General features: G+C 70.9%; 20 protein-coding genes. 9 read left to right on the forward strand and 11 right to left on the reverse strand.

The window, feature by feature from the left end; all coding sequences use genetic code 11:
• Positions 1–6: 6 nt before the first annotated feature.
• A complete protein-coding gene (gene lpdA, locus ACZ6S0_RS46690; protein WP_465926415.1) occupies positions 7–1,386 on the reverse strand; it encodes a dihydrolipoyl dehydrogenase in 1,380 nt (459 codons plus the stop codon).
• 169 nt (positions 1,387–1,555) lie between these two features.
• On the opposite strand from lpdA, the gene ACZ6S0_RS46695 reads away from it, so the two are divergent.
• From ACZ6S0_RS46695 to ACZ6S0_RS46705, 3 genes are read left to right on the forward strand one after another with little or no spacing between them, the layout of a single operon-like run.
• Complete coding sequence (locus tag ACZ6S0_RS46695; RefSeq protein ID WP_465926417.1) at positions 1,556–2,206, forward strand: response regulator; 651 nt, start codon at positions 1,556–1,558, stop codon at positions 2,204–2,206.
• A 6-nt stretch (positions 2,207–2,212) separates the two neighbouring features.
• Positions 2,213–3,265: a quinone-dependent dihydroorotate dehydrogenase gene (locus ACZ6S0_RS46700; protein WP_465926419.1), complete on the forward strand. Its 1,053-nt coding sequence runs from the start codon at positions 2,213–2,215 to the stop codon at positions 3,263–3,265.
• 45 nt (positions 3,266–3,310) lie between these two features.
• A complete protein-coding gene (locus ACZ6S0_RS46705) occupies positions 3,311–3,868 on the forward strand; it encodes a GNAT family N-acetyltransferase (RefSeq protein WP_465926421.1) in 558 nt (185 codons plus the stop codon).
• Positions 3,869–3,908: 40 nt separating this feature from the next.
• Here the strand turns inward: ACZ6S0_RS46705 and ACZ6S0_RS46710 are convergent, their stop codons facing one another.
• The 4 genes from ACZ6S0_RS46710 to ACZ6S0_RS46725 form a co-directional block, all read right to left on the reverse strand.
• Complete coding sequence (locus ACZ6S0_RS46710; RefSeq protein WP_465926423.1) at positions 3,909–5,501, reverse strand: beta-N-acetylhexosaminidase; 1,593 nt, start codon at positions 5,499–5,501, stop codon at positions 3,909–3,911.
• Entirely contained in the window at positions 5,498–6,349 is an 852-nt protein-coding gene (locus tag ACZ6S0_RS46715) for an N-acetylmuramoyl-L-alanine amidase (RefSeq protein WP_465926425.1), read from the reverse strand. The genes ACZ6S0_RS46710 and ACZ6S0_RS46715 overlap by 4 nt, the downstream gene beginning before the upstream one ends.
• A gap of 164 nt (positions 6,350–6,513) precedes the next feature.
• Positions 6,514–6,762 carry a hypothetical protein gene (locus ACZ6S0_RS46720; protein ID WP_103963758.1) on the reverse strand — a complete coding sequence of 83 codons (249 nt, stop codon included), beginning with the start codon at positions 6,760–6,762 and terminating at the stop codon, positions 6,514–6,516.
• A gap of 121 nt (positions 6,763–6,883) precedes the next feature.
• Positions 6,884–7,930: a LacI family DNA-binding transcriptional regulator gene (locus tag ACZ6S0_RS46725; RefSeq protein WP_465926428.1), complete on the reverse strand. Its 1,047-nt coding sequence runs from the start codon at positions 7,928–7,930 to the stop codon at positions 6,884–6,886.
• Positions 7,931–8,097: 167 nt separating this feature from the next.
• On the opposite strand from ACZ6S0_RS46725, the gene ACZ6S0_RS46730 reads away from it, so the two are divergent.
• The gene (locus tag ACZ6S0_RS46730) at positions 8,098–8,748 is read left to right on the forward strand and encodes a TetR/AcrR family transcriptional regulator (protein ID WP_465926430.1); all 651 of its coding nucleotides are present in this window, start codon (positions 8,098–8,100) and stop codon (positions 8,746–8,748) included.
• Between the two features lie 282 nt (positions 8,749–9,030).
• Here ACZ6S0_RS46730 and bldC read toward each other — a convergent pair whose 3' ends face one another.
• Both bldC and ACZ6S0_RS46740 read right to left on the reverse strand, forming a co-directional pair.
• Complete coding sequence (bldC, locus tag ACZ6S0_RS46735; RefSeq protein ID WP_013133571.1) at positions 9,031–9,234, reverse strand: developmental transcriptional regulator BldC; 204 nt, start codon at positions 9,232–9,234, stop codon at positions 9,031–9,033.
• A gap of 321 nt (positions 9,235–9,555) precedes the next feature.
• Positions 9,556–10,419, reverse strand: coding sequence for a DUF8083 family protein (locus ACZ6S0_RS46740; RefSeq protein WP_344874869.1), 864 nt, complete (start codon positions 10,417–10,419; stop codon positions 9,556–9,558).
• Between the two features lie 107 nt (positions 10,420–10,526).
• On the opposite strand from ACZ6S0_RS46740, the gene ACZ6S0_RS46745 reads away from it, so the two are divergent.
• On the forward strand, positions 10,527–11,606 hold the full coding sequence (locus tag ACZ6S0_RS46745; RefSeq protein ID WP_465926432.1) for a Glu/Leu/Phe/Val family dehydrogenase: 1,080 nt from the start codon (positions 10,527–10,529) through the stop codon (positions 11,604–11,606).
• A 151-nt stretch (positions 11,607–11,757) separates the two neighbouring features.
• Complete coding sequence (locus ACZ6S0_RS46750; protein WP_465926434.1) at positions 11,758–11,985, forward strand: DUF3073 domain-containing protein; 228 nt, start codon at positions 11,758–11,760, stop codon at positions 11,983–11,985.
• A 220-nt stretch (positions 11,986–12,205) separates the two neighbouring features.
• On the opposite strand, the gene purM is transcribed toward ACZ6S0_RS46750, so the two are convergent.
• Positions 12,206–13,255, reverse strand: a complete 1,050-nt coding sequence (gene purM, locus ACZ6S0_RS46755) for a phosphoribosylformylglycinamidine cyclo-ligase (RefSeq protein WP_465926436.1) — start codon at positions 13,253–13,255, stop codon at positions 12,206–12,208.
• Entirely contained in the window at positions 13,252–14,688 is a 1,437-nt protein-coding gene (gene purF, locus ACZ6S0_RS46760) for an amidophosphoribosyltransferase (RefSeq protein WP_465926438.1), read from the reverse strand. The genes purM and purF overlap by 4 nt, the downstream gene beginning before the upstream one ends.
• Positions 14,689–14,944: 256 nt before the next feature.
• On the opposite strand from purF, the gene ACZ6S0_RS46765 reads away from it, so the two are divergent.
• Positions 14,945–16,156 (forward strand): DUF4190 domain-containing protein, encoded by a 1,212-nt coding sequence (locus tag ACZ6S0_RS46765; RefSeq protein WP_465926440.1) that lies wholly within the window; start codon positions 14,945–14,947, stop codon positions 16,154–16,156.
• Here ACZ6S0_RS46765 and ACZ6S0_RS46770 read toward each other — a convergent pair.
• Positions 16,153–16,590 carry a sterol carrier family protein gene (locus ACZ6S0_RS46770; RefSeq protein ID WP_465926442.1) on the reverse strand — a complete coding sequence of 146 codons (438 nt, stop codon included), beginning with the start codon at positions 16,588–16,590 and terminating at the stop codon, positions 16,153–16,155. The two genes, ACZ6S0_RS46765 and ACZ6S0_RS46770, sit on opposite strands and share 4 nt — an antisense overlap.
• A gap of 114 nt (positions 16,591–16,704) precedes the next feature.
• Here ACZ6S0_RS46770 and ACZ6S0_RS46775 point away from each other — a divergent pair, with 114 nt between their 5' ends.
• On the forward strand, positions 16,705–18,777 hold the full coding sequence (locus ACZ6S0_RS46775) for a PhoX family protein (RefSeq protein ID WP_465926444.1): 2,073 nt from the start codon (positions 16,705–16,707) through the stop codon (positions 18,775–18,777).
• A 35-nt stretch (positions 18,778–18,812) separates the two neighbouring features.
• Entirely contained in the window at positions 18,813–20,693 is a 1,881-nt protein-coding gene (locus ACZ6S0_RS46780; protein ID WP_465926446.1) for an ABC transporter ATP-binding protein, read from the forward strand.
• Here ACZ6S0_RS46780 and ACZ6S0_RS46785 read toward each other — a convergent pair.
• Complete coding sequence (locus tag ACZ6S0_RS46785; RefSeq protein WP_465926448.1) at positions 20,654–22,066, reverse strand: DHA2 family efflux MFS transporter permease subunit; 1,413 nt, start codon at positions 22,064–22,066, stop codon at positions 20,654–20,656. The genes ACZ6S0_RS46780 and ACZ6S0_RS46785 overlap by 40 nt on opposite strands.
• Between the last annotated feature and the right edge of the window lie 13 nt (positions 22,067–22,079).

Raw genomic sequence — 22,079 nt, forward strand, 5'->3', positions numbered from 1 at the left:
CACCGATCACATGTTGATCATGTGGCCGGAGAGGCCGTGGATCGCCTCCTTGACCGCCTCGCCCAGCGTCGGGTGCGCGTGCACGTTGCGCGCGACCTCGTGCACCGTCAGGTCCCACTGCTGTGCCAGCGTCAGCTCGGGCAGCAGCTCGGTGACCTCGGGCCCGATCAGGTGCGCCCCGAGCAGCTCGCCGTGCGTGTCGTCACTGATGACCTTGACGAATCCGGCCGTGTCGCCCAGGCCGTGCGCCTTGCCGTTCGCCGTGAACGGGAACTTCGCCACCTTCACGTCGTAGCCCAGCTCGCGCGCCTGCGCCTCGGTGTAGCCGAAGCTGGCCACCTGCGGCTGGCAGTACGTGGCCCGCGGGATCATCACGTAGTCGAGCTCCATGGTCTCCGCGTCGGCGATCGTCTCGGCCGCGATGATGCCCATGGACTCGGCGGCGTGCGCCAGCATCAGCTTGGCCGTGACGTCGCCGATGGCGTAGATGTGCGGCACGTTCGTACGGCACCGCCCGTCGACCGCGATGGCGCCCCGCTCGGTCAGCGCCACGCCCGTCTTCTCCAGCCCGTAGCCGTCGACGCGCGGCTGGAACCCGATGGCCTGCAGCACCTTGTCGGCCTCGATCACCTGCGTCTGGTCGCCGCGGGTGACGGTGACCTTGACCGAGGCGCCGGTGTCGTCGATGCCGTCCACGCGGGTCGAGGTCATCACCTCGATGCCGAGCCGCTTGTAACGCTTGGCCAGCTCGGCCGACACCTCCTCGTCCTCCAGCGGCACGATGCGGTCGAGGAACTCCACGATCGTCACCTTGACGCCGTAGTTGTGCAACACGTACGCGAACTCCACGCCGATCGCCCCCGCGCCCGCGATGACGATGCTGCCCGGCAGCGCGTCGGAGAGGATCTGCTCCTCGTACGTCACCACCCGCTCCGACAACTGGGTGCCGGGGATCAGCCTGGTGGTGGCCCCGGCGGCGATGATGCAGTTGGAGAACGTGATCGTCTCGCCGTTCACCTGGAGCGTGTTGGCGTCGAGGAACGTGCCCCGGCCGTCGTACTCGGTGATGGCGTTCTTCTTCATCAGGTAGTGAACGCCCTTGACCCGCCCGTCGGCCACCTTGCGGCTGCGCTGGAAGGCCGCGCCGTAGTCGAAGGTGACCTCGCCGCTGATGCCGAAGGTCTTTGCCTCGTTGTGGAAGATGTGGGCGAGTTCGGCGTTGCGGAGCAGCGCCTTGGACGGGATGCAGCCCACGTTCAGGCAGACGCCACCCCAGTACTTCTCCTCGACGACCGCGGTGCGCAGTCCGAGCTGGGCGGCGCGGACCGCGGCCGTGTATCCTCCAGGACCCGCGCCGAGAACGACGACGTCATAGTGAGTGCTCATGAGTCGGACCATACCGCTCGCCCGCGGCTGCCCCCGACCTCAGGACCTCCCCCTGTCAGAGCCGGGCCGCCGGCTTGTCAGAGCCCGGGTGAGCTGATCTGCGGGAACGACGCCGCGCCCGACCGCCCGCGTGCCCACCGCCCCGGATCTCTCGGCCAAGATGGAGGGCGTGATCCGCATACTCCTGGCAGACGACGAGGCCATGATCAGGGCGGGGGTCCGGGCGATCCTCCAGTCCGACCCCGAGCTGGACGTCGTGGCCGAGGCGGGCGACGGCAGGCAGGCGGTCGACCTGGCCATCAGCCACCGCCCCGACGTCGCGCTCCTCGACATCCGCATGCCCAGGCTCGACGGGCTGGCCGCCGCCGCCGAGCTGCGCAGGGCCGCGCCGGGCACGGCGGTGGTGATGCTGACGACGTTCGGCGAGGACGACTACATCGCCAAGGCGCTCGATGTCGGGGCCGCCGGGTTCCTGCTCAAGTCGGGCGACCCCCGCGAGCTGATCGCCGGGATCCACGCGGTCGCCGACGGGGCCGCGTACCTGTCGCCCAAGGTCGCCCAGCGGGTCATCAGCCGGTTCGCGGACGGCCGGATGGCCAGGGGCGCGGCGGCGCGTGACCGCATCGAGGCGCTCACCGAACGCGAGCGCGAGGTGCTCGCCCTGCTCGGGGCCGGGATGTCCAACGCGGAGATCGCGCGTGAGCTGCACATCGTGGAGGGCACGGTCAAGGCGTACGTGAGCGCGATACTCACCCGGCTCGACGTACGCAACCGCGTCCAGGCTGCGATCATCGCCTACGAGGCCGGCTTGGTAGCCTGACCCGTGATGTATCGCCTCGTGTTCACGCAGGTCTTGCGGCGTTTCGACGCCGAGGCCGTGCACCGTCTCACCGTGAGCGCCCTCGCGCTCCTCGCCCGGCTGCCGCTGGTCAAGCGGCTGCTGCACCAGGCGTTCGCGCCGCACGACCCGGCCCTGCGCGTGAGTGCGTTCGGCGTGCACTTCCCCGGGCCGCTCGGGCTGGCCGCCGGTTTCGACAAGGACGCGGCCTGCGCCGAGGCCATCGCCGCGCTCGGGTTCGGCCATGTCGAGGTCGGCACCATCACGGCCCACGGGCAGCCGGGCAACCCGCGTCCACGCCTGTTCCGGCTGGTGCGCGAGCACGCGGTGATCAACCGGATGGGCTTCAACAACGCGGGCGCCCTGGCCGCGGCCCGCCGGCTGCGGCGTCCGAGGGGCGTCCCCGTGGTGGTCGGGGTGAACATCGGCAAGACCAAGGTCGTCCCCGAGGCCGAGGCGGCGGCCGACTACGTGGCCAGCGCCAGGGCCCTGGCCCCGCTGGCCGACTACCTCGTGGTCAACGTCAGCTCGCCCAACACGCCGGGGCTGCGCAACCTGCAGGCGGTCTCGCTGCTGCGTCCGCTGCTCGTCGCGGTCAAGGAGGTGGCCGACGGCACGCCCCGGCGCACGCCGCTGCTGGTCAAGATCGCCCCCGACCTGGCCGACGAGGACGTCGACGCGGTCGCCGAGCTGGCGCTGGAGCTCGGCCTCGACGGCATCATCGCCACCAACACCACGATCAGGCACGGCGGCGAGACCGGCGGACTGTCCGGCCGTCCGCTCAAGGCGCGCTCGCTGGAGGTGCTCAGGCGCCTGCGCGCCAAGGTCGGCGACCGCCTCACGCTGGTGTCGGCGGGCGGCGTGGAAGACGTGGACGACGTCTGGGAACGCATTCTCGCCGGCGCCACCCTGGTGCAGGGCTACACGGGCTGGATCTACGGCGGCCCGCTGTGGGCCGCGCACATCCACCGCCAGCTCCTGCGCCGCGTACGCCGCCACGGCCTCAAGTCCGTCACCGAGGCCATCGGCCGTACGGCCTGAGCGGTTGAGGGCGCGATGCCCCGATCCGTCTCCTAAGGTAAGACGGTGATCGAAGAAGTGACGCTCGCCGGTGGCGTCGTGCTCCGTCTGGCGACCGAGCGGGACGCCGAGGCGATCCAGGCCGCCTGCGTACGCAACCGCGACCATCTGAGGCGCTGGGAGCCCCGCAGGGCCGAGGAGTTCTACACCCTGGCGGGCCAGTCCGAGCGGCTCAAGAGCGCGCTGGGGGAGTACGCCGAGGGCCGGACCGTGCCGTGGGTGCTGACCGACGGCGAGCGGGTCGTGGGCCGCATGACACTCAACCAGGTCGTCCGCGGGCCGTGGCTCAGCGCCAACCTCGGCTACTGGATCGACGCCGAGTACACCGGCCGCGGCCTGACCACCGAGGCCGCGCGCGAGGTGTGCCGGATCGCCGACCAGGAGCTGGGGCTGCACCGGATCGCGGCGGGCACGCTGCTCGACAACACGGCCTCCCAGCGCGTCCTGGGGAAGGTCGGCTTCGAGCCGTACGGCGTCGCCCTCCGCTACCTCGAGATCGACGGCCGCTGGCAGGACCACCGGCTGTTCCAGCGCATACTGAACGACCGCCCGGCCACCCTCTGAGTCGCCAGGACGGCCGCAAAGGTCCGGGCGGCCGTCCGGCTCAGACGCTGGGCCGGGTCGACTCCGCGTCGTGCGTCATGGCGTCGATGCGGGCCATCACGTCCATGACCCGCGTCGCGCTCGGCCGGTGCGGACGCCGCCGCTGCCACGGGTGCGGCCCGCCCGCGGGCCGATACTCGACCCCGAGCGCGTCCAGCCGCCCCAGGTGCTCGGCCAGCCGGTCGCCGAAGTCTTCGGACGCCGAGCCCGCCCAGGCCACCTCCGCCAGCGCGCACGCGCGCGGCCACAGACGGTAGTCCACGGTACGGGCGTCGGGCACGCGCTCGGTCCAGAGCTGCCCCTGCACCCCGATGACGTGGGCCCGCTCCTCCTCCGTCCACTCGCCGGGCGCCGGACGGAACGCGGCGACGTCCTCGACGGTCGTGGCGTCGCCGATGGCCATCGGCTCGTCGGCGGAGGAGGACTCGGCGTAGTCGAAGTACAGCGGGAACACCGGCGTGGCCACCACGTCGTGCCCCGCGGCGGCGGCCCGGCGGCCCACGTTCATGCCCCGCCAGGGCATGACGATCGTGTCCTGGCGCAGCGCGCCGCTGACGAACGCCTCGTCCCACACCACCGCCCGCGTGCCGCGCTCGGCCAGCGCGTCCGCCAGCCGCCGCAGGAACCACGCCTGCAGCTCGCCGGAGGTGTCCAGACCCAGCGACTCGCGGTAGGCGACGATCTCGGGGGAGGCCGCCCAGTGGTCGAGCACGACCTCGTCGCCGCCGAGGTGCACGTACGGGGTCTCGCCCAGCGCCCCGAGCAGCTCGTCGAAGATCGTGGTCAGGAACTCCACGGTGGGCGGCAGCGGCGAAAGGATCGCCGACGAGATGCCCCACCGGTCCAGCACGTCGTACGGCTCCCCGGTGGCCCCCAGCGACGGGTACGCCGCCAGGATCGCCGAGGCGTGCCCCGGCACGTCGATCTCGGGGACGATCGTGACGCAGCGGGCACGGGCGTAGGCGCCCATCTCGGCCAGGTCGTCGAGCGTGTAGTAGCCGCCGTGCGGGACGTCGTCGTACGCCTCCGGCTCGCGGTGGTAGTTGGTGGCCGAGCGCGGTCGGTGCGAGGAGACCTCGTGCAGCAACGGGTAGGCCCGGCTCTCCACCCGCCAGCCCTGGTCGTCGACCAGGTGCAGGTGCAGCCGGTTGAGCTTGTGCGTCGCCATGAGGTCGATCAGGCGGAGGATCTCCCGCTTGGGGAAGAAGTGCCGCGCCACGTCGAGGTGCAGCCCGCGCCAGGCGAACCGCGGCGCGTCCTCGATCCGCACCCCCGGGACCGGCCACGACGCGCCGGGGGAGAACCGGTAGGAGGCCGGGGGCAGGAGCTGGTGCAGCGACTGGGCGGCGTAGAAGGCGCCCGCCCGGCCGCCCGCCGCGATCTCCACGCCGCGTGATCCCACCGTCAGCCGGTACGCCTCCTCGCCCAGCCCCGGATCGCGCCGCACGTCGATCTCGCCCGAGTCACCGGGCAGCGGGTCGAAGCGGGACAGCGCCACGCGTACGGCGTCGACCAGGTCGCCGGACACCGTCGTGCCCTGCGTCAGGGTGTAGGAGGAGGACAGATCGCGAAGCAGCTCTGGACGAGGAATCATGCTTGGAGATAGTGCTGCAATCCGTTCGCCAGCGCCACAGCGATCCGCTGCCGGAACTTCGGGTCACGGAACTTGGCCGCCTCCGCGGCGTTGCGCATGTTCCCGGCCTCGACGAAGATCTTCGGCACCGTCGACAGGTTGAGCCCGCCCAGGTCACTGCGGTAGTTGAGCGCCTTGTCGCCGATGTAGGTCGAGTACGCCAGCCCGGTGCCCGCGCGGAACGCGTCGCGTACGGCCAGGCCGAGCCTCTTCGAGGCGCCCACGACCTTGTCCACCGGCCCGTCGATCTTCTTGGGCATGATGACGTGGAAGCCGTGGTCGCCCGGCGCGGAGCCGTCGGCGTGCACGGAGATCGCGGCGTCGGCCTCGGCCTTGTTGCCGATCGCGGCCCGCTCGGTGATGCAGGGGCCGACGCCGTCGTTCGAGTCGCGGGTCAGCTTGACCGTGGCGCCCCGGCCTTCGAGGATCTTGACCAGGCGCTTCGAGACGTCCCAGGTGAAGGCCGCCTCGCTGTAGCCGTCGTTCGTGGCGGTGCCCGTGGTGTCGCACGCCTTCCACTGGGTCAGCACGTTGACCTTGCGGTTGACCGCTTTCGGGTCGCGGTAGTTGCCGCCGTTGTGGCCGGGGTCGACGACGACCACCCGGCCGTCGAGCGGCTTGGCCTCGGGCGGCGCCTCCTTCGCCGCCTGCTTCCCCGCCTTCTTCGCCGGGGCGGGGGAGGTGGAGGACGGCCCCGCCGCCGTCGCGGGAACGGCCTGACCTGCCGCGGCGCCACCGGATCCGGCGTCGCCACACGCGGAGGCGATCAGGCCGCAGGCGGCGAGGACTGTGGCTGGGAGAGCACGCATGCCGTCCAAGTTACGGCAAACCAGGAGTACAAGCCCGGCTTATGCCGAGCAAGGCGCAAGTCAAGCGCCGTACGTCCTCGCCAGAGGGGGGCGGGTGCCCACCGCGCCGCGCGGGTCGCGAGTGCCGGATGAGCGCCACGCCGCTGGGCGGGTGTCGCGCGTTCTCACCAGACGCGCTCGCCGACCTCCTGCCGCTCGAGCAGGGCGGCCAGCTCCCGCGCGTCCTCGGCGTCGAGCCCGAGGACGACGCGGGGGCGGCCCCACGGATGGTCCAGCGAATGGGCCACGTAGCTGGCGACGGACTCGGCGCCGCCGTCGGTGCCCCGTCCCCTGCCCGCCCGCCAGTGCCCCCAGGCACGCTCAAGCTCGGCCGCGGCGCGCTGGGCGCAGGACACCAGTTCCGGATCACGCATGACTGTTCCCCCTGGATCAGATCGTGACCGGACCGAATCCGGCCACAATTAGCATGACCCTGACGAGTAAACCGCCGTGTGGCCGCGCCTCCACACGGCTTGACCCAGCTTTGGGGCTCTTTTAGGCCGCTCCCGTGCTCCGTCGCACGATCAGCTCCGGTCTGATCTCGCGCAGGCGCGAGAGCTTGCCCGGGTCGCCGATCCGGTCGCTCAGCAGCGCGGCGGCCGATCTGCCCATGGTGCGGCGGGGCTGGTCGACCGAGGTGAGCGAGATGTGGTGAGAGGCCGACAGGTGCGTGTTGTCGTAGCCCACCACGGAAAGGTCTTCGGGGACGCGCAGGCCCAGGTCGCCGGCGGCCGAGAGCACGCCGAGCGCCACCACGTCGTTGGCGGCGAAGATCGCCGTGGGCCTGGGGTCGCGGGTGAGCAGCGCCGTCGCCGCCTCCCTGCCGCCCTCCTCGGTCGAGTCCGCCGCCTCGACCATGATGTACGGCGCCAGCGAGTGCCTGCGCATCGCCACGAGATACCCCTCGCAGCGTGACGATCGCCGGCCCTCGATGTGCGCGATGCGCTTGTGGCCCAGCTCGACCAGGTGGTCGATGGCCAGGCGGGCGCCGAGCTGGTCGTCGTCGACCACGATGTCGACTCCGTCGAGCTCGATGTCACGTTCCCCTACGACGACCGTGGGGGTGTACGCGGTGGCCTCGATCAGCGTCTCGCTGGTCGGCGCGATGCCGAGCAGGACCAGCCCGTCGACCCTGAGTTCGAGGAAGGCCTCCACGGCCTCGTCCTCGAACGCCGGGTCCCACTGGCTGTTCCCGATCAGCATGCGCAGGCCGTCGCCGTGCAGGCTCTCCTGCAGACCGTCGAGGAACTCCGCGTAGAACGGGTTGTGCAGATCGGCGACGAGCGCGCCCACCAGGTGGGTACGCCCTTCGACGAGGCTGCGGGCGACCGCGTTCGGCCGGTAGCCGAGTTCTCGGGCGGCCTGCAGCACGGCCTGGCGCCGGTGCTCGCTCACGTGCGGGGATCCGCGCAGTACGAGAGAGACCAGCGATTTGGACACGCCGGCTCTTTCGGCGACGTTTCTGATGGTCGGTCTGGGCCGAGGCAGTGCGTCTACCTCTCTGAGCTGGATGGTTGAAGTGTTGACGGGCGGTCCTGACATGTGTCTCCCCCGCGATGCGGATATGGGCACCTGCCTGACCAAACGATCGAGTTAGCCGGAGGGTACGGCCTTCGTTACGGATTGGCCCAATGTTCCTCACCGAAGCGGGCATTCCGCTCGATCCCCGCGCGTCGGTTATTGGGCACGGCGTCGGTTACTGTGCAGAGGTGACACCCGGGAAGTCAGCCGAGACGGCACGGCCGGCACGGCGCAGGCTCAGCGTCGACCGGCGTCGGGAAGAGCTGATGGCGGCGGCGCTCGAGCTGTTCAGCACCCGCGACGCGGAAGACGTCTCGATCGACGACGTGGCCTCGGCGGCGGGGGCTTCACGGGCCCTGGTCTACCACTACTTCGGTGGCAAGCAGGAGCTCTACGTGGCGGCGCTGAGGAGTGCGGCCGAGCAGTTGGAGTCCCGGCTGCGGCCCCAGGAGGGCGGCAGGCCGATCGAGGAGCTGGCCTCGGGGCTCAGGCGCTATTTCGACTTCGTCGAGGAGCACGCGGCCGGCTTCGCCGCGCTCCTGCGCGGTGGCCCGGCCAACAGGACCGGCGAGGTCGGCGAGATCGTCGACGGTGTGCGGCGACGGCTGTTCCGCCTGATCCAGCGGCAGATGGGGGTGCCGGAGCCGAGCCCGGTGCTGCGCACGACCCTGCGGTCGTGGATCGCCTCGGTCGAGACCGCCGGCCTCGACTGGCTGGAGCACCGCGACGTCGAACGAGCGGCGCTCGAGAAGCTGCTCGTCGATCAGATGGTCGCGCTGCTCGGCGTCGCCGCGGCCAACGACGGCGAGGTCGCCGGTCTGCTGCACCGTCTGAAGTGAGGGCCTGACCCTGGTGCGCCGCCTGAAGTGACGGCCTGGCCCCGGGCGGCTGCCGTGACGAGGGCACGACGGGCTGAACTCCGGGCTGTCGCGACGAGCGTGACAGCCGGTGACGGCCGCCGCGACGACGGAGGGCTGCCGACGTGGTGGAGGGAAGAGTGGCGCCGGGCGGGCGGCGCCAACTTCCCGTGCGACGGCGTTGTCGTCACAGCGGTGGACCGGGCCCCTGTGGCGGCCTGGTCCACCCCTTCAAACCCCCCTGAGGTCGTGACGACCTTCCAGCTACTCCGAGCGCTGCTGCGGAATGCCCGCGAGCAGTGCCCGGACCTCGGTCTCCCGGTAACGCCGATGACCGCCGAGGGTACGAATCGACGTCAACTTGCCCGCCTTGGCCCACCGCGTAACGGTCTTGGGGTCGACCCTGAACATGGTCGCGACCTCAGCGGGCGTGAGCAGTGGCTCGGCCTCGGGTGTACGAGCTGACATTTGTGCGGCCTCTCCTCCGTGTGGACCGGCTTGCGATCCTGTGACTGCCTTTGCGCGTGTCACGGATGTCCCCCTATGGCACAGAGCGTGCGGCTTTTCTGAGCCATATGCGGCATCACCCGATGTGACCATACCGCCACGCAGAGCGATTGGCGAGCCCTTCTTCGACCCAACTGCCTGCCCCCGTGGCCATGTCACGCTCGGTGATTCTAGCGACACGGTTCGTGGTATCGCAGTGAAAACGGCAAACTACTCAGTTCGCAGAAGAGAGCAGCCGCGAGACGTGACCTACTCATGCAGGTCAGACAGCCGTATTGGGGCTCAGTTGGCAGATTCCAGCAGTTGCATTGACTTCCACCGCAGGACGACCCTCTGGTACATGGCGTAGGCAAGTTCTTCTTGACCCGTGTCCAGGCCCGTCAAAGCGGCAGAAAGCTCCGCAACCGACTGGTCGGCCTGCAGGGCGTCGTCGTCCATGAGGCGTACGAGCCCGCCGTAGTCGAGCTCCACCAGCGAATGCGGGTGGAACTCCTCCAGCCACCTGGCGATGTCCTCCACGTCGAAGTTGGCCGAGACGTCGCCCAGGTGCCTGCGCAGCACGTTGAGCGCCCGCGCGGCCCGCCTCCTGGCCTGTGCCATGGAGGTGACGTAGATGAGGTTACGCCCCGTAGTCGTGGTCACGTCTTGTCCCGGGTTCGCGGAGCCGAGCACCAGCCAGCGCTCATTCCCATCAAACGGCACGAACCACGATGGCGGCACATGCCACGCCGTGGTGCGGATGTGCGTGCGCAACGCCGCCGAACCGGCCTTCCTCTTGTACCGGTCGAAGTCGTCGGCGGTCTGCTCGGCGATCGTCTTCGGCACGAGGTGGTCCATCAGTTTCACAGGAGTGGTGCCACGAAGCCGTGAGAACGCCAGCCACGAGCGCAAACGGGTCTGCCAGGGGCAGACGTACAGGCGGTCCTCCACGCGCCGCAGATAGGCGTTGGGGCTCTCCTGGGCGGGAACGGGTTGAGGGGGCATGCCGAGAAGGCGCATCACGGACTCGCCGTGCTCCGCATTGAGCGCGTTCGCGCGGCGCGGGCGGTCACGTGAGTCGGCATAGTCGGCCCACACCTTGCGCTCGGACTCGGCGAACGCGGTCAGTGGCTCATAGACACGGAGGTAGGCGGCATAGGGCAGCACGGAGGCATCGTGTCACGAAGCGAACCTGCATGCACCGTTGTGGCTTACTACTCTGTGAGGTGATCTCCGCCGCGAAGGAGCGGCGGACCGGACAGGGAGTCACTACCGTGACCGACGTCTTCGGTGCGTCCCACAAGGACGTCCACGAGCAGGTCGTGTTCTGCGCCGACGAGCAGAGCGGCCTGCGTGCCATCATCGCCATCCACAACACGGCCCTGGGCCCGGCCCTCGGGGGCACCAGGTTCTACCCGTACGAGAGCGAGCAGGCGGCCCTGGCCGACGTGCTCAACCTCGCCAAGGGCATGGCCTACAAGAACGCGCTGGCCGGCCTCGACCTGGGCGGGGGCAAGGCCGTCATCATCGGCGACCCGGCCCGCGACAAGAGCGAGGCGCTGCTGCGCGCGTACGGGAGGTTCGTGCAGTCGCTCGGCGGGCGCTACATCACCGCCTGCGACGTGGGCACCTACAGCGAGGACATGGACCTCGTCGCCCGCGAGTCACGCTTCGTGACCGGCCGCACCCTGGCGCACGGCGGGGCGGGTGACTCCTCGATCCTCACGGCGTTCGGCGTGTTCCAGGGCATGCGCGCCTCGGCGGAACGCGTCTACGGCACGCCGTCCCTGCACGGCAGGAGGGTGGGCGTCGAGGGGGTCGGCAAGGTGGGCCACCGCCTGGTCGAGCTGCTCCGCGAGGACGGTGCCGAGGTGGTGGTCTGCGACGTCGACCCCAAGGCGATCGAACGGGTGCGCGTGCGTCACCCCGAGGTCGACTCGGTGCCCGACGCCCGCGCCATGATGACGTCCGACATCGACGTCTTCGCCCCCTGCGCGCTGGGCGGGGTGCTCGACGACGACTCGGTGACCTCGCTCAGGGCGAAGATCGTGTGCGGCGCGGCCAACAACCAGCTCGCCCATCCCGGGGTGGAGAAGCAACTCGCCGAACGCGACATCCTCTACGCGCCCGACTACGTCGTGAATTCGGGCGGCGTGATCCAGGTCGCGGACGAGATCGAGGGCTTCGACATGGAGCGCGCCAGGTCGAAGGCTGCCCAGATCTACGACACGACTCTGAAGATCTTCGGAATCGCGGCCGATGAGGGCGTTCCTCCCGCGGTCGCAGCAGATAGGCTGGCCGAGCGCAGAATGTCGGAAGTCGGGCGTATTCGGGCCATTTGGCTAGGCCACTGACGCCCCGCGCCCATACGACGTACCGAGCTGGGCACAAAACAGGTACGGTAATAGGCGAACGATAGGCTGACGCCCAAAGTCAGGCGGCGTCAGTGTGTGGTGCGTTAGCGACGAGGGGTCGGGGACGACCCCACACGAGGGGGTCGAGCCAATGGGGCGCGGCCGAGCAAAGGCCAAGCAGGTCAAGGTTGCTCGCCAGCTGAAGTACAACAGCGGTGGCACGGATCTTGACCGTCTTCGCGACGAACTCGGGGTCGGAGACTCCAGCAACGACGACGCCGACGACCGCAACGATGAGCTGGCGGATCGCTATGCCGATTACGCCGATGACTATGGCGCCGGAGACGACGACGATGGCCGTCCGTCCGGCCGTCGATAGCGGCTTCTCCTGGTCGATGTGAATCGGTCGACGTGAACCGAGGGCCCGGTGCGGAGATGGCCGGACCCTCGCTCACGCTCGTCGGGCCCCACGGGTAACCGTGGGGCTTTCGTCACGCGTGGGGGTTTTCGTCAGGTGGCCCGGCCGTCGTGTACGGCCGGGCCTCACGTATGCGATCCCCTGACGTATGTGATCTCTGACTTGGGTGATCCGGGCGGGGTCAGCGGTAGCGGGCCAGCCCGGTGCCGGGCACGACCTCGCCGAGCACCCACGCGTCCAGCCCGCGTCCTGCCAGCACGCGGATCGCCTCGTCGGCCGAGCCGGGAGCCACCACGGCGGCCATCCCGACCCCCAGGTTGAACGTCCGGTCCATGTCCTGCCGGGCGATCCGACCGTGGCCGGCGAGCACGTCGAAGATCGGCTGCGGCGTCCACGACGATCGGTCGAGCAGGGCGTCGAGGTGGCCGGGCAGCGAGCGCGAGAGGTTGTTCTCGACGCCGCCGCCGGTGATGTGGGCGTAGGCGCGCACCTCCACCGTCCCGGCCAGGTGGAGGCAGTCGAGCGAGTAGATCCGCGTGGGCTCCAGCAGCTCCTCGCCCAGCGGCCGGCCCAGCTCGGGCAGGACGGCGTCGAGCGAGAGGCCCGCCTCGCGCAGCACGTGCCGGACGAGTGAGTAGCCGTTGGAGTGCAACCCCGACGAGGCCAGGCCCAGCACCACGTCACCGGCGCGCACCCGCTCGGGCCCGAGCAGGGCGTCGGCCTCCACCACGCCGGTCCCCGCGCCGGCCAGGTCGTACTCGTCGGGGCCCATCGCCCCCGGGTGCTCGGCCGTCTCGCCGCCCACCAGCGCGGCCCCGGCCAGGCGGCAGCCCTCGGCCACACCGCCGACGATCTCGGCCACCCGCTCGGGCACCAGCTTGCCGCAGGCGATGTAGTCGGTCATGAACAGCGGCTCGGCCCCGCACACCACCAGGTCGTCGAGGACCATGCCGACCAGGTCGACGCCGATCGTGTCGTGCTTGCCGTAGCGCTGGGCGATCATGACCTTGGTGCCCACGCCGTCGGTGGAGGAGGCCAGCAGCGGACGCCGGTAACGCAGCAGGGCCGAGGCGTCGAACAGGCCCGCGAACCCGCTGGCGTCGTCGACCACCTCCGGCCGCCGCGAGCGCGCCACCTTGTCCTTCATCAGCGCGACGGCCCGCTCGCCCGCCTCGATGTCGACCCCGGCGGCCTCGTACGTACTGCCGCCACTGACGGTCCGCTCGCTCACGCTCTGCTCTCCAACACGAACTTGCCCACGTTGTCCTGGTCGATGGGGATCGGATATTCGCCCGTGAAGCAGGCTCGGCAGAGCCGGTCCGACGGGATGGTGGTGGCCTTGGTCAGGCCCTCCAGGGAGATGTAGCCGAGCGTGTCGGCCCCGATCGAGGCACGGATCTCCTCGACCGTCAGCGAGCCCGCGATCAGCTCGGCCCTGGTGGCGAAGTCGATGCCGTAGAAGCACGGCCAGGCCACGGGCGGTGACGAGATGCGTACGTGCACCTCGCGCGCGCCCGCCTCGCGCAGCATCTTGACGATGGCCCGCTGGGTGTTGCCGCGCACGATCGAGTCGTCCACGACGACGAGCCGCTTGCCCGCCACGACCTCGCGCAACGGGTTGAGCTTGAGCCTGATGCCGAGCTGGCGGATGGTCTGCGAGGGCTGGATGAACGTGCGGCCCACGTAGGAGTTCTTGACCAGGCCCTGGCCGTAGGGGATGCCGCTCTCCTGGGCGTAGCCGACGGCGGCCGGGGTGCCGGACTCCGGCGTCGGGATGACCAGGTCGGCCTCCACCGGGTGCTCGCGGGCCAGCTCGCGGCCGACCTCGACCCGGGTGACCTGCACGCCGCGACCGGCGATGGTGGTGTCGGGGCGGGCGAGGTAGACGTACTCGAACAGGCAGCCCTTCGGCTCGGCCAGCGCGAAGCGGCGCGACCTGACCCCGCGCTCGTCGATGGTGAGCAGCTCGCCCGGCTCGATCTCGCGGATGAACGTGGCCCCCACGATGTCGAGGGCCGCGGTCTCGGAGGCCACCACCCAGCCGCGCTCCAGGCGGCCGAGCACCATCGGGCGGATGCCCTGCGGGTCACGGGCGGCGTAGAGCGTCTTCTCGTCCATGAACACCAGTGAGTAGGCGCCCTTTACCTGGGGGAGCAGCTCGGCGGCCGCCTCCTCGACGGTGCGGGTGCGGTCCTGCGCGAGCAGCGCGGTCAGGACCTCGGTGTCGGTCGTGGCGCGGGTGGAGCCCGGCTCCAGGCGCTCGGCCAGCTCCGGGGTGTTGATCAGGTTGCCGTTGTGGGCCAGCGCCAGGCCGCCCACCTCAGTGGAGCTGAGCGTGGGCTGCGCGTTCTCCCACACGCTCGACCCGGTGGTGGAGTAGCGGCAGTGCCCCACGGCCAGGTGGCCACGCAGGGTGCTGAGCACCGACTCGTCGAAGACCTGGGCGACCAGGCCCATGTCCTTGTAGACGAGAATGCGGCTGCCCTCGCTGACCGCGATGCCCGCGGACTCCTGCCCGCGGTGCTGCAACGCGTACAGCCCGTAGTAGGTGAGTTTGGAAACTTCCTCGCCCGGAGCCCAGACGCCGAAGACGCCACAGGCGTCTTGAGGTGCGCGGTCGTGGGGGTCCAGGTCATGGCCGAGCCGGCCGTCGCCCTTCAGCACATGCCTCAGTCTAGGTCGGCGGCTTCCGTGCTCGCACACGCGGGGCCGACATCGGTGAGTACGGGCTGACCTGCCGCCATTCGTCCCGAGCCCGGATGCCCTCCTGGACGTGGGAACGCGCCGCCCGGACCCGGGCCTGCTTTGGCGCACGGTGACCCAAGAATGGGGCTCCTTTTACCCGTGTCGCGCGCTTTGGCGGATGCCTTCCGCGAAAGGGTGAAGTATCCGGCATACAGACCCGTCGGGAGACGCACACGTGACCACACCTCGGGACCCGAACGAGCCCCGCCCGGGGCAGGACCCACGCGAAGGCCGCCCGCAGGAGGGCGAGCCCGAGCCCGCGCGGCCCGAGCCGGAGCCCGGGTGGTGGAGCGAGGGCACGCTGCCCGAGGACGACCGGCCCCGGCCGCCCGAGCCGACCGCCGGTGAGCGGCCCAGTGAGCGGCCCAGTGAGCGGCCCAGCGAGCGGGCCGGTGAGCGGCCCGGTGACGGGCCCGGTGAGGCCGAGGGCGGGGAGCGGCGGTCCGGTGAGCGTGAGGGTGAGGGCGAGGAGCCGATCGAGCCGGTGCCGCCCGTGGTGCCGCCGCCCGACGTGCCGCCCACGCACGAGCCCAGGCCGGCCGGCGAGCCCACGCATCCCGATCTGCCCACCTCGCCCGAGACGCCGAGCCCGGCGGAGGGCGACGCCGAGGCGACCCAGGTGATCCCGGCCCCCGGGGCCACGCCGACGTACTCGAAGGAGCCGCAGGAGCCGCCGGGAGCCACGGGGAGCGACGCGGAGGCGACCCAGGCGTTCCCGATCCCGGGCGCCAGGCCCACCTACCCGGGCTGGGGCGGGACGCCGCAGGAGGAGGAGCCGCCCGCCCGGCCCTCACCCTCGCGCTACGAGCCCTCACAGTACGAGCAGGGCGACCAGCCGCGCTTCACACCGCCAGCCGGAGGAACGCCGCCCGGAGGAACACCGCCCCAGCCCGGCTGGGAACAGGGCGGACGGGAGTACGAGGGCCAGACGGAGCCGTTCCCGCGGGACCAGGAGCCGGTGGTGCCCGGCACCAGCCCCTCCAGCCCGTACGGCGGCCCGCCCGGTTACCCGCCGCCCCCGCCTCCTGGCACCCCCTACGGGGCTCCCACGCCCCCGTACGGCCACTACCGGCCGTCGCAGCCCGGCAGCGGCCTGGCCACGGCCTCGCTCGTTCTCGGCGTGGCCAGCCCGTTCCTGGTGTTCGTCTGCTTCACCGGCCTGATCACCGCCATCCTGTCGATCGTCTTCGGCTGGGTGGCGCTGGCCAAGCACGCGGGCAAGGGCCGCGCCATCGCCGGAATCGTGATCAGCATCCTGTCGCTGATCCTCTTCGCGATCGTGGCCATCTGGTTCTGGAACGTGGTGCAGGAATGCGCCCACCTGCCGGGGCAGCTCGCCGACCGGTGCTTCGAGGCGAAGTTCCCCTGGATGAGCGGGAGCCGTTAGAGCGGCAGGTGTGCCGACAGGTCCGCCCGTGACCCGCTGGCGGACACGGCTCCTCCGGCCATGGCCTCGTCCCAGGTCAGGCGGCCGAGGGCGAGCCGGATCCAGGTCTGACCGTCCATCTCGACCACGTTCGGCGGCGTGCCGCGGGTGTGGCGGGGGCCGGCGATCGCCTGGACGGCCGCGTACGGCGGCACGCGCACCTCGACGGTCCGGCCCGGCGCCGCGGTGGCCAGCCTGTCGAGCAGGTGGCGGACCGCCTGCCTGGCCGCCTCGCGCTCCGGCGTGAGCCCGCGGTCGTAGGCGGTCAGCACGGCGGCCACGAGCGCGTCGGGCAGGGTGGCGGCGGGGCCGTCGTAGGCGGGTTCGTCGAGGGCGACGAGTTGGGCGTCGAGGGCTGTTTTGAGCCGTTCGGGGTTGATCTTGCGTGGTGACACCTCATCATTGTCTCCCGGGAAGCGTTCACTGAGACGGAGGTCATCGTTCACCTCCGGTTTCAACGGTGTCCGTAGCCTCCCCGCCGTACAACCGCGCCCAAAAATGGAGGACCTGTGGCGAACCCCAACGCGGGACGGCGGCTGCTGCCGCTGCTTTCCACCCCGCACAAAGGCGGTCGTTCCGCGCTGACCTGTCAGTTCCGCTGTGGAAACGCGTGCGCGCATGACGTGGCCAACACCACGGAGAACGCCTACTTCGGCGACGTGGTGAAGGAGGCGCTGTCGCGCCGCGGCGTGCTGCGGGCCGGCGCGCTGGGTGCCATCGTGGCGGGCGTGGGCATGGCCGGTGCCGCGCCGGCTCTCGCGGACGAGCCCGAGGCGGCTGCCGCCAAGGGCGGGTCGCACGGCGGCGGCAACAGCAGTGATCTTCGGTTCACCCCCGTGGCGCCGAACAAGGAGGACGCGCTGAGCGTCCCGAACGGCTACAAGTCCTCCGTGGTCGTGCGCTGGGGTGACCCCGTGCTGCCCGACGCGCCCGCTTTCGACTTCGACAACCAGACCGCCGACGCGCAGAACAAGCAGTTCGGCTACAACTGTGACTACGTGACGCTGTTCCCCATGGGCCGGGACCGTGCGCTGCTCTGGGTCAACCACGAGTACACCGACGAGTCCCTGATGTTCCGCGGGTACACCGGCGGCGCCGCGGCGACCGAGGAGCAGATCAAGATCGCGCTGGCCGCGCACGGCGGCTCCATCGTGGAGATCGAGCGCTCCGGCAACAGCGGCGAGTGGAAGCTGGTCACCAAGGGCCGCCGCCGCTACAACCGGCGCGTCACCGCGCAGACCAAGATGAAGTTCAGCGGCCCGGCCGCGGGCAGCAGCCTGCTCAAGACGGCCGCCGACCCGCAGGGCGGCACGCCGGTCGGCATGCTGAACAACTGCGCGGGCGGCACCACCCCCTGGGGTACGGTGCTGACCGCCGAGGAGAACTTCGACCAGTACTTCGTCAACGGCGACAAGGTCCCCGAGGCCCAGAGGCCGTACATCACCCGCTACACGATCACCACCGGCACCCCGTCGTCCAGCCGCCGGTTCGACCGGATCGAGGAGCGCTTCGACCTGGCCAAGCACCCCAACGAGGCCAACCGGTTCGGCTGGATCGTGGAGATCGACCCGTTCGACCCCGACTCCACGCCCGTCAAGCGCACGGCGCTCGGCCGCTTCAAGCACGAGGCCGCCACGACGACGCTCTCCCGCGACCGCCACCTGGTCGTGTACATGGGCGACGACTCGCGCTTCGAGTACATCTACAAGTTCGTCTCCAAGGACCGCTACGTCTCCGGCTACGACCGGCACAACCGGAGTCTGCTGGACGAGGGCACCCTGTACGTGGCCAAGTTCACCGGCGACAGCCCGGCCTCCGAGATCGACGGGACGGGCAAGTTGCCCGCCGACGGCGGCTTCGACGGCTCGGGCGAGTGGATCCCGCTGGTCTCGGGCGACAAGTCGTTCGTGGAGGGCATGTCCGCCGAGGAGGTGCTCGTCTACACCCGTACGGCCGCCGACAAGGTGGGCGCGACGAAGATGGACCGCCCCGAGGACATCGAGCGCAACCCGGTGACCGGCGGCGTGTACGTGGCGCTGACCAACAACACCAACCGCACCCCGGCCCAGGCCGACGAGGCCAACCCGCGTTCCGCGAACAAGCACGGCCACATCCTGGAGATCGTCGAGCGGAACAACGACGCGGGCGAGAAGAAGTTCGCCTGGTCGCTGCCGCTGGTCTGCGGCGACCCGAAGGACCCCAACACCTACTTCGCCGGCTACGACAAGACCAAGGTCTCGCCGATCTCCTGCCCGGACAACGTGACGTTCGACAAGGACGGCAACCTGTGGATCTCCACGGACGGCAACGCGCTCGGCACCAACGACGGCCTGTTCGTGATGCCGGTCAAGGGTAAGGAGCGCGGCCACCTGCGCCAGTTCCTCACCGTGCCGCTCGGGGCCGAGACCTGCGGCCCGCTGGTCACGTCGGACCAGCGCAGCGTGTTCGTGGCGGTGCAGCACCCCGGCGAGCTCGACGGCGCCAGCCCCGAGAACCCGGCCAGCCGCTGGCCCGACGGCGACCAGCCGCGGCCGTCGGTGGCCGTGGTCTGGCACGGGCAGAACAAGAAGATCGGGTCTTGACCTCAAGTTAAGTTGATGTCATAGCGTCCACTTCCATGAGCATGGAAGTGACCGCCTGGCATCAGCTCTACTCGATGAACGACCAGCGGGAGCGTCGCCCCGTCTCCAGGGCGACGCTCCTGCGTATCGGCGCCTTCGCCCGCCCGCACCGCCCCAAGCTGACCCTGTTCCTGCTGCTCAGCGTGGTCATGGCGGGCCTGGCCGTGGGCGCTCCGCTGCTGGCGGGCCGGGTCGTGGACGCCATCTTCAACGCCGAGCCGATCGGCGTGGTGGTCACCGTGGCGCTGCTGATCGCCGCGCTGGCGATCGCGGAGGCGGGGCTCGGGCTGCTGAACCGCTGGCTCTCCGCGGGGCTGGGCGAGGACCTCATCCTCGACCTGCGTACGGCGGTCTTCGACCACGTCCAGAAGATGCCCGTCGCGTTCTTCACCAGGACCCGCACGGGCGCGCTGGTCAGCCGTCTGAACAACGACGTGATCGGGGCGCAGCGGGCCTTCACCGACACGCTGTCGGGCGTGGCGGGCAACCTCGTGACGCTCGCGCTGACGCTCGTCGCGATGATCGGCATCTCCTGGCAGATCACGCTGCTGGCGCTGGTGCTGCTGCCCGTGTTCGTGCTGCCGGCCCGGCGCATGGGCACCAGGATCGCCCGGCTGCGGCGCGAGGCGGCCGACCACAACGCGGCCATGGGCACGCAGATGACCGAGCGCTTCTCGGCCCCCGGCGCGACGCTGGTGAAGCTGTTCGGGCGGCCCTCGCAAGAGTCGGCCGAGTTCGCGAGCAGGGCCAGGCGCGTACGCGACATCGGCGTGCGCACGGCGATGACCCAGTCGGCCTTCGTCACCGCGCTGACCCTGGTCTCCGCGCTCGCCCTCGCCCTCGTGTACGGCCTGGGCGGCTTCTACGCCCTGCGCGACCAGCTCGCCCCCGGCTCGGTGGTCGCGATGGCCATGCTGCTCACCCGCCTGTACGCCCCGCTGACCGCGCTGGCCAACGCCCGCGTGGACGTCATGAGCGCGATCGTCAGCTTCGAGCGCGTCTTCGAGGTGCTCGACCTCGAACCGCTCATCCAGGACAGGCCGGGCGCCCGCGCGGTGCCGGAAGGCCCGGTGTCGGTCGAGTTCGACGACGTGCGCTTCGCCTACCCCGCGCCCGACAAGGTCTCGCTGGCCTCGCTGGAGGAGGTCGCCACGCTCGACTCGCGCGGCGGCGTCGAGGTGCTGCACGGAGTCTCGTTCCGGGCCGAGCCTGGGCAGATGGTGGCGTTGGTGGGCTCGTCAGGAGCGGGCAAGTCCACGATCGCGCAGCTCCTGCCCCGCCTGTACGACGTCGACTCGGGCGCCGTGCGGCTGGGCGGGGTGGACGTACGGGAGCTGAGCGCCGACTCCGTCCGCGCCACGCTCGGCATGGTCACCCAGGACGGCCACCTTTTCCACGACACCATCCGCGCCAACCTGCTGCTGGCCGCGCCGGAGGCGAGCGAGGAGGACCTGTGGGACGCACTCACCCGCGCCCGCCTGGCCGCGCTCGTCGAGTCGCTGCCCGACGGGCTCGACACGGTCGTGGGCGAGCGCGGCTACCGGTTGTCGGGCGGCGAGCGCCAGCGGCTGACGATCGCCCGGCTGCTGCTGGCCAGGCCCAGGGTCGTCATCCTGGACGAGGCCACGGCCGCGCTCGACTCCACCTCCGAGGCGGCCGTGCAGGCGGCGCTGGGCGAGGCGCTCGAAGGCAGGACCGCCGTGGTGATCGCGCACCGGCTCTCCACGGTCAGGGCGGCCGACCTCATCCTGGTGATCGAGGACGGGCGGGTGGCCGAGCGCGGCACGCACGCCGAGCTGCTGGCCGCAGGAGGCCGCTACGAGGAGCTGTACCGCACTCAGTTCGAGGAGCCGACGACGGCGGGGGCGGGGGTCTGAGGCTCGTCGGGGGCGCGCTCGGGGCGCAGCGAGTAGAGCGCGACCGGGATCGCCGCCAGCACCACGACCGCCGCGATGACCAGGGTGAACTGGTAGGCGTCGAGGAAGGCGGGCAGCGGCGGGAGGTCGCCCGCGCCCTGGCGGGAGGCCAGGATCGCGCCCGGCAGGGTGATGCCGAGCAGCCCGAACACCTCGCGGGAGACGTTGAGCACGCCCGAGGCCACCCCCGCGCGGGCCTTGGGCATGCCGTCGAGCACGGCCGCCGTCAGGGGCACCAGCAGGCCGCCGCCGAGCCCGTACAGGAGGAACCAGGGGGCCACGGCCGCGAAGTCGCCGTCGGCCCCGACGCGCGAGAGGAAGAAGATCGCGGCGCCCATCAGCGCCATCCCGAGCGCCACCGTGCGGCCGATGCCGAGCAGCGCGGCGATCCGCTGCGACAGCACCGCGACCACGACCATGACCAGCGCCATCGGCACGAACGACAGCCCGGCCTCGGTGGGGGAGAAGCCCAGGACGTTCTGCAGCCACAGGGCGCTGAAGAAGTAGACGCCGAACACGCCGAACGACCAGATCCCGCTGGTGAGCATCCCGCCGGAGAACACCCGTGACCTGAACAGCGACATCGCGATCATCGGCTCGGCGGCCCGCCGCTCGGCCAGCGCGAACGCCAGGGCCGCCGCCGCGAACACGCCGAACGCGGCCAGGATCGGCGCCGAGGTCCAGCCGGCCCGCTCGCCCTCGATGAGCGCGTACGTCAGGGCGAACAGGGCCAGCGCGGACGTGACCAGGCCGGGCAGGTCGAGCCCGCGCCGCGCCCGCTCGACCGACGGCCTGACGGCCCAGAGCGCCAGCCCCGCCGTCACCGCCCCGATCGGCACGTTGACGAGGTAGATCCACCCCCAGTGCAGGTTCTCGCTGATGAGGCCGCCCAGGGCGGGCCCGAGCGCCATGGAGAGCGGCCCGGCGGCGCTCCAGACGCCCACGGCCCTGCCGCGCTCGGCGGGGTCGGGGAACATCTGCCTGATCAGCGCCAGCGTGGTCGGCGTCAGCAGGGCCGCGCCGACCCCCTGCACGGCCCGCGCGGCGATCAGCGCGGGGCCGGAGGTGGCCAGCCCGGCGGCCAGCGAGGCCAGCGTGAAGACGGCCAGCCCGCCGAGGAACACGCGACGGGCGCCCAGCACGTCCGCGAGCCGCCCGCCGACCAGCATCAGCCCGGCGAACACCAGGATGTACGAGCTGACGATCCACTCCAGCCCCGAGATCGTCAGCCCCAGCTCACGCTGGATCGTGGGCAACGCGACGTTGCCCACGTTGTTGTCCAGATAGGTCATGAAGGTGCCCAAGGTCACCGCGACCAGCGCCCACCATCGCACGGCAAGATCCTCC

Source organism: Nonomuraea sp. NPDC051298 (assembly GCF_055586305.1).

What these genes read in the sequence shown, in the direction of transcription:
- lpdA (WP_465926415.1), bottom strand. Translation starts at nt 1,386, where the DNA reads ATGAGCACTCACTATGACGTCGTCGTTCTCGGCGCGGGTCCTGGAGGA.
- ACZ6S0_RS46700 (WP_465926419.1), top strand. Translation starts at nt 2,213, where the DNA reads ATGTATCGCCTCGTGTTCACGCAGGTCTTGCGGCGTTTCGACGCCGAG.
- ACZ6S0_RS46710 (WP_465926423.1), bottom strand. Translation starts at nt 5,501, where the DNA reads ATGATTCCTCGTCCAGAGCTGCTTCGCGATCTGTCCTCCTCCTACACC.
- ACZ6S0_RS46715 (WP_465926425.1), bottom strand. Translation starts at nt 6,349, where the DNA reads ATGCGTGCTCTCCCAGCCACAGTCCTCGCCGCCTGCGGCCTGATCGCC.
- ACZ6S0_RS46720 (WP_103963758.1), bottom strand. Translation starts at nt 6,762, where the DNA reads ATGCGTGATCCGGAACTGGTGTCCTGCGCCCAGCGCGCCGCGGCCGAG.
- ACZ6S0_RS46725 (WP_465926428.1), bottom strand. Translation starts at nt 7,930, where the DNA reads ATGTCAGGACCGCCCGTCAACACTTCAACCATCCAGCTCAGAGAGGTA.
- bldC (WP_013133571.1), bottom strand. Translation starts at nt 9,234, where the DNA reads ATGTCAGCTCGTACACCCGAGGCCGAGCCACTGCTCACGCCCGCTGAG.
- ACZ6S0_RS46750 (WP_465926434.1), top strand. Translation starts at nt 11,758, where the DNA reads ATGGGGCGCGGCCGAGCAAAGGCCAAGCAGGTCAAGGTTGCTCGCCAG.
- ACZ6S0_RS46780 (WP_465926446.1), top strand. Translation starts at nt 18,813, where the DNA reads ATGAGCATGGAAGTGACCGCCTGGCATCAGCTCTACTCGATGAACGAC.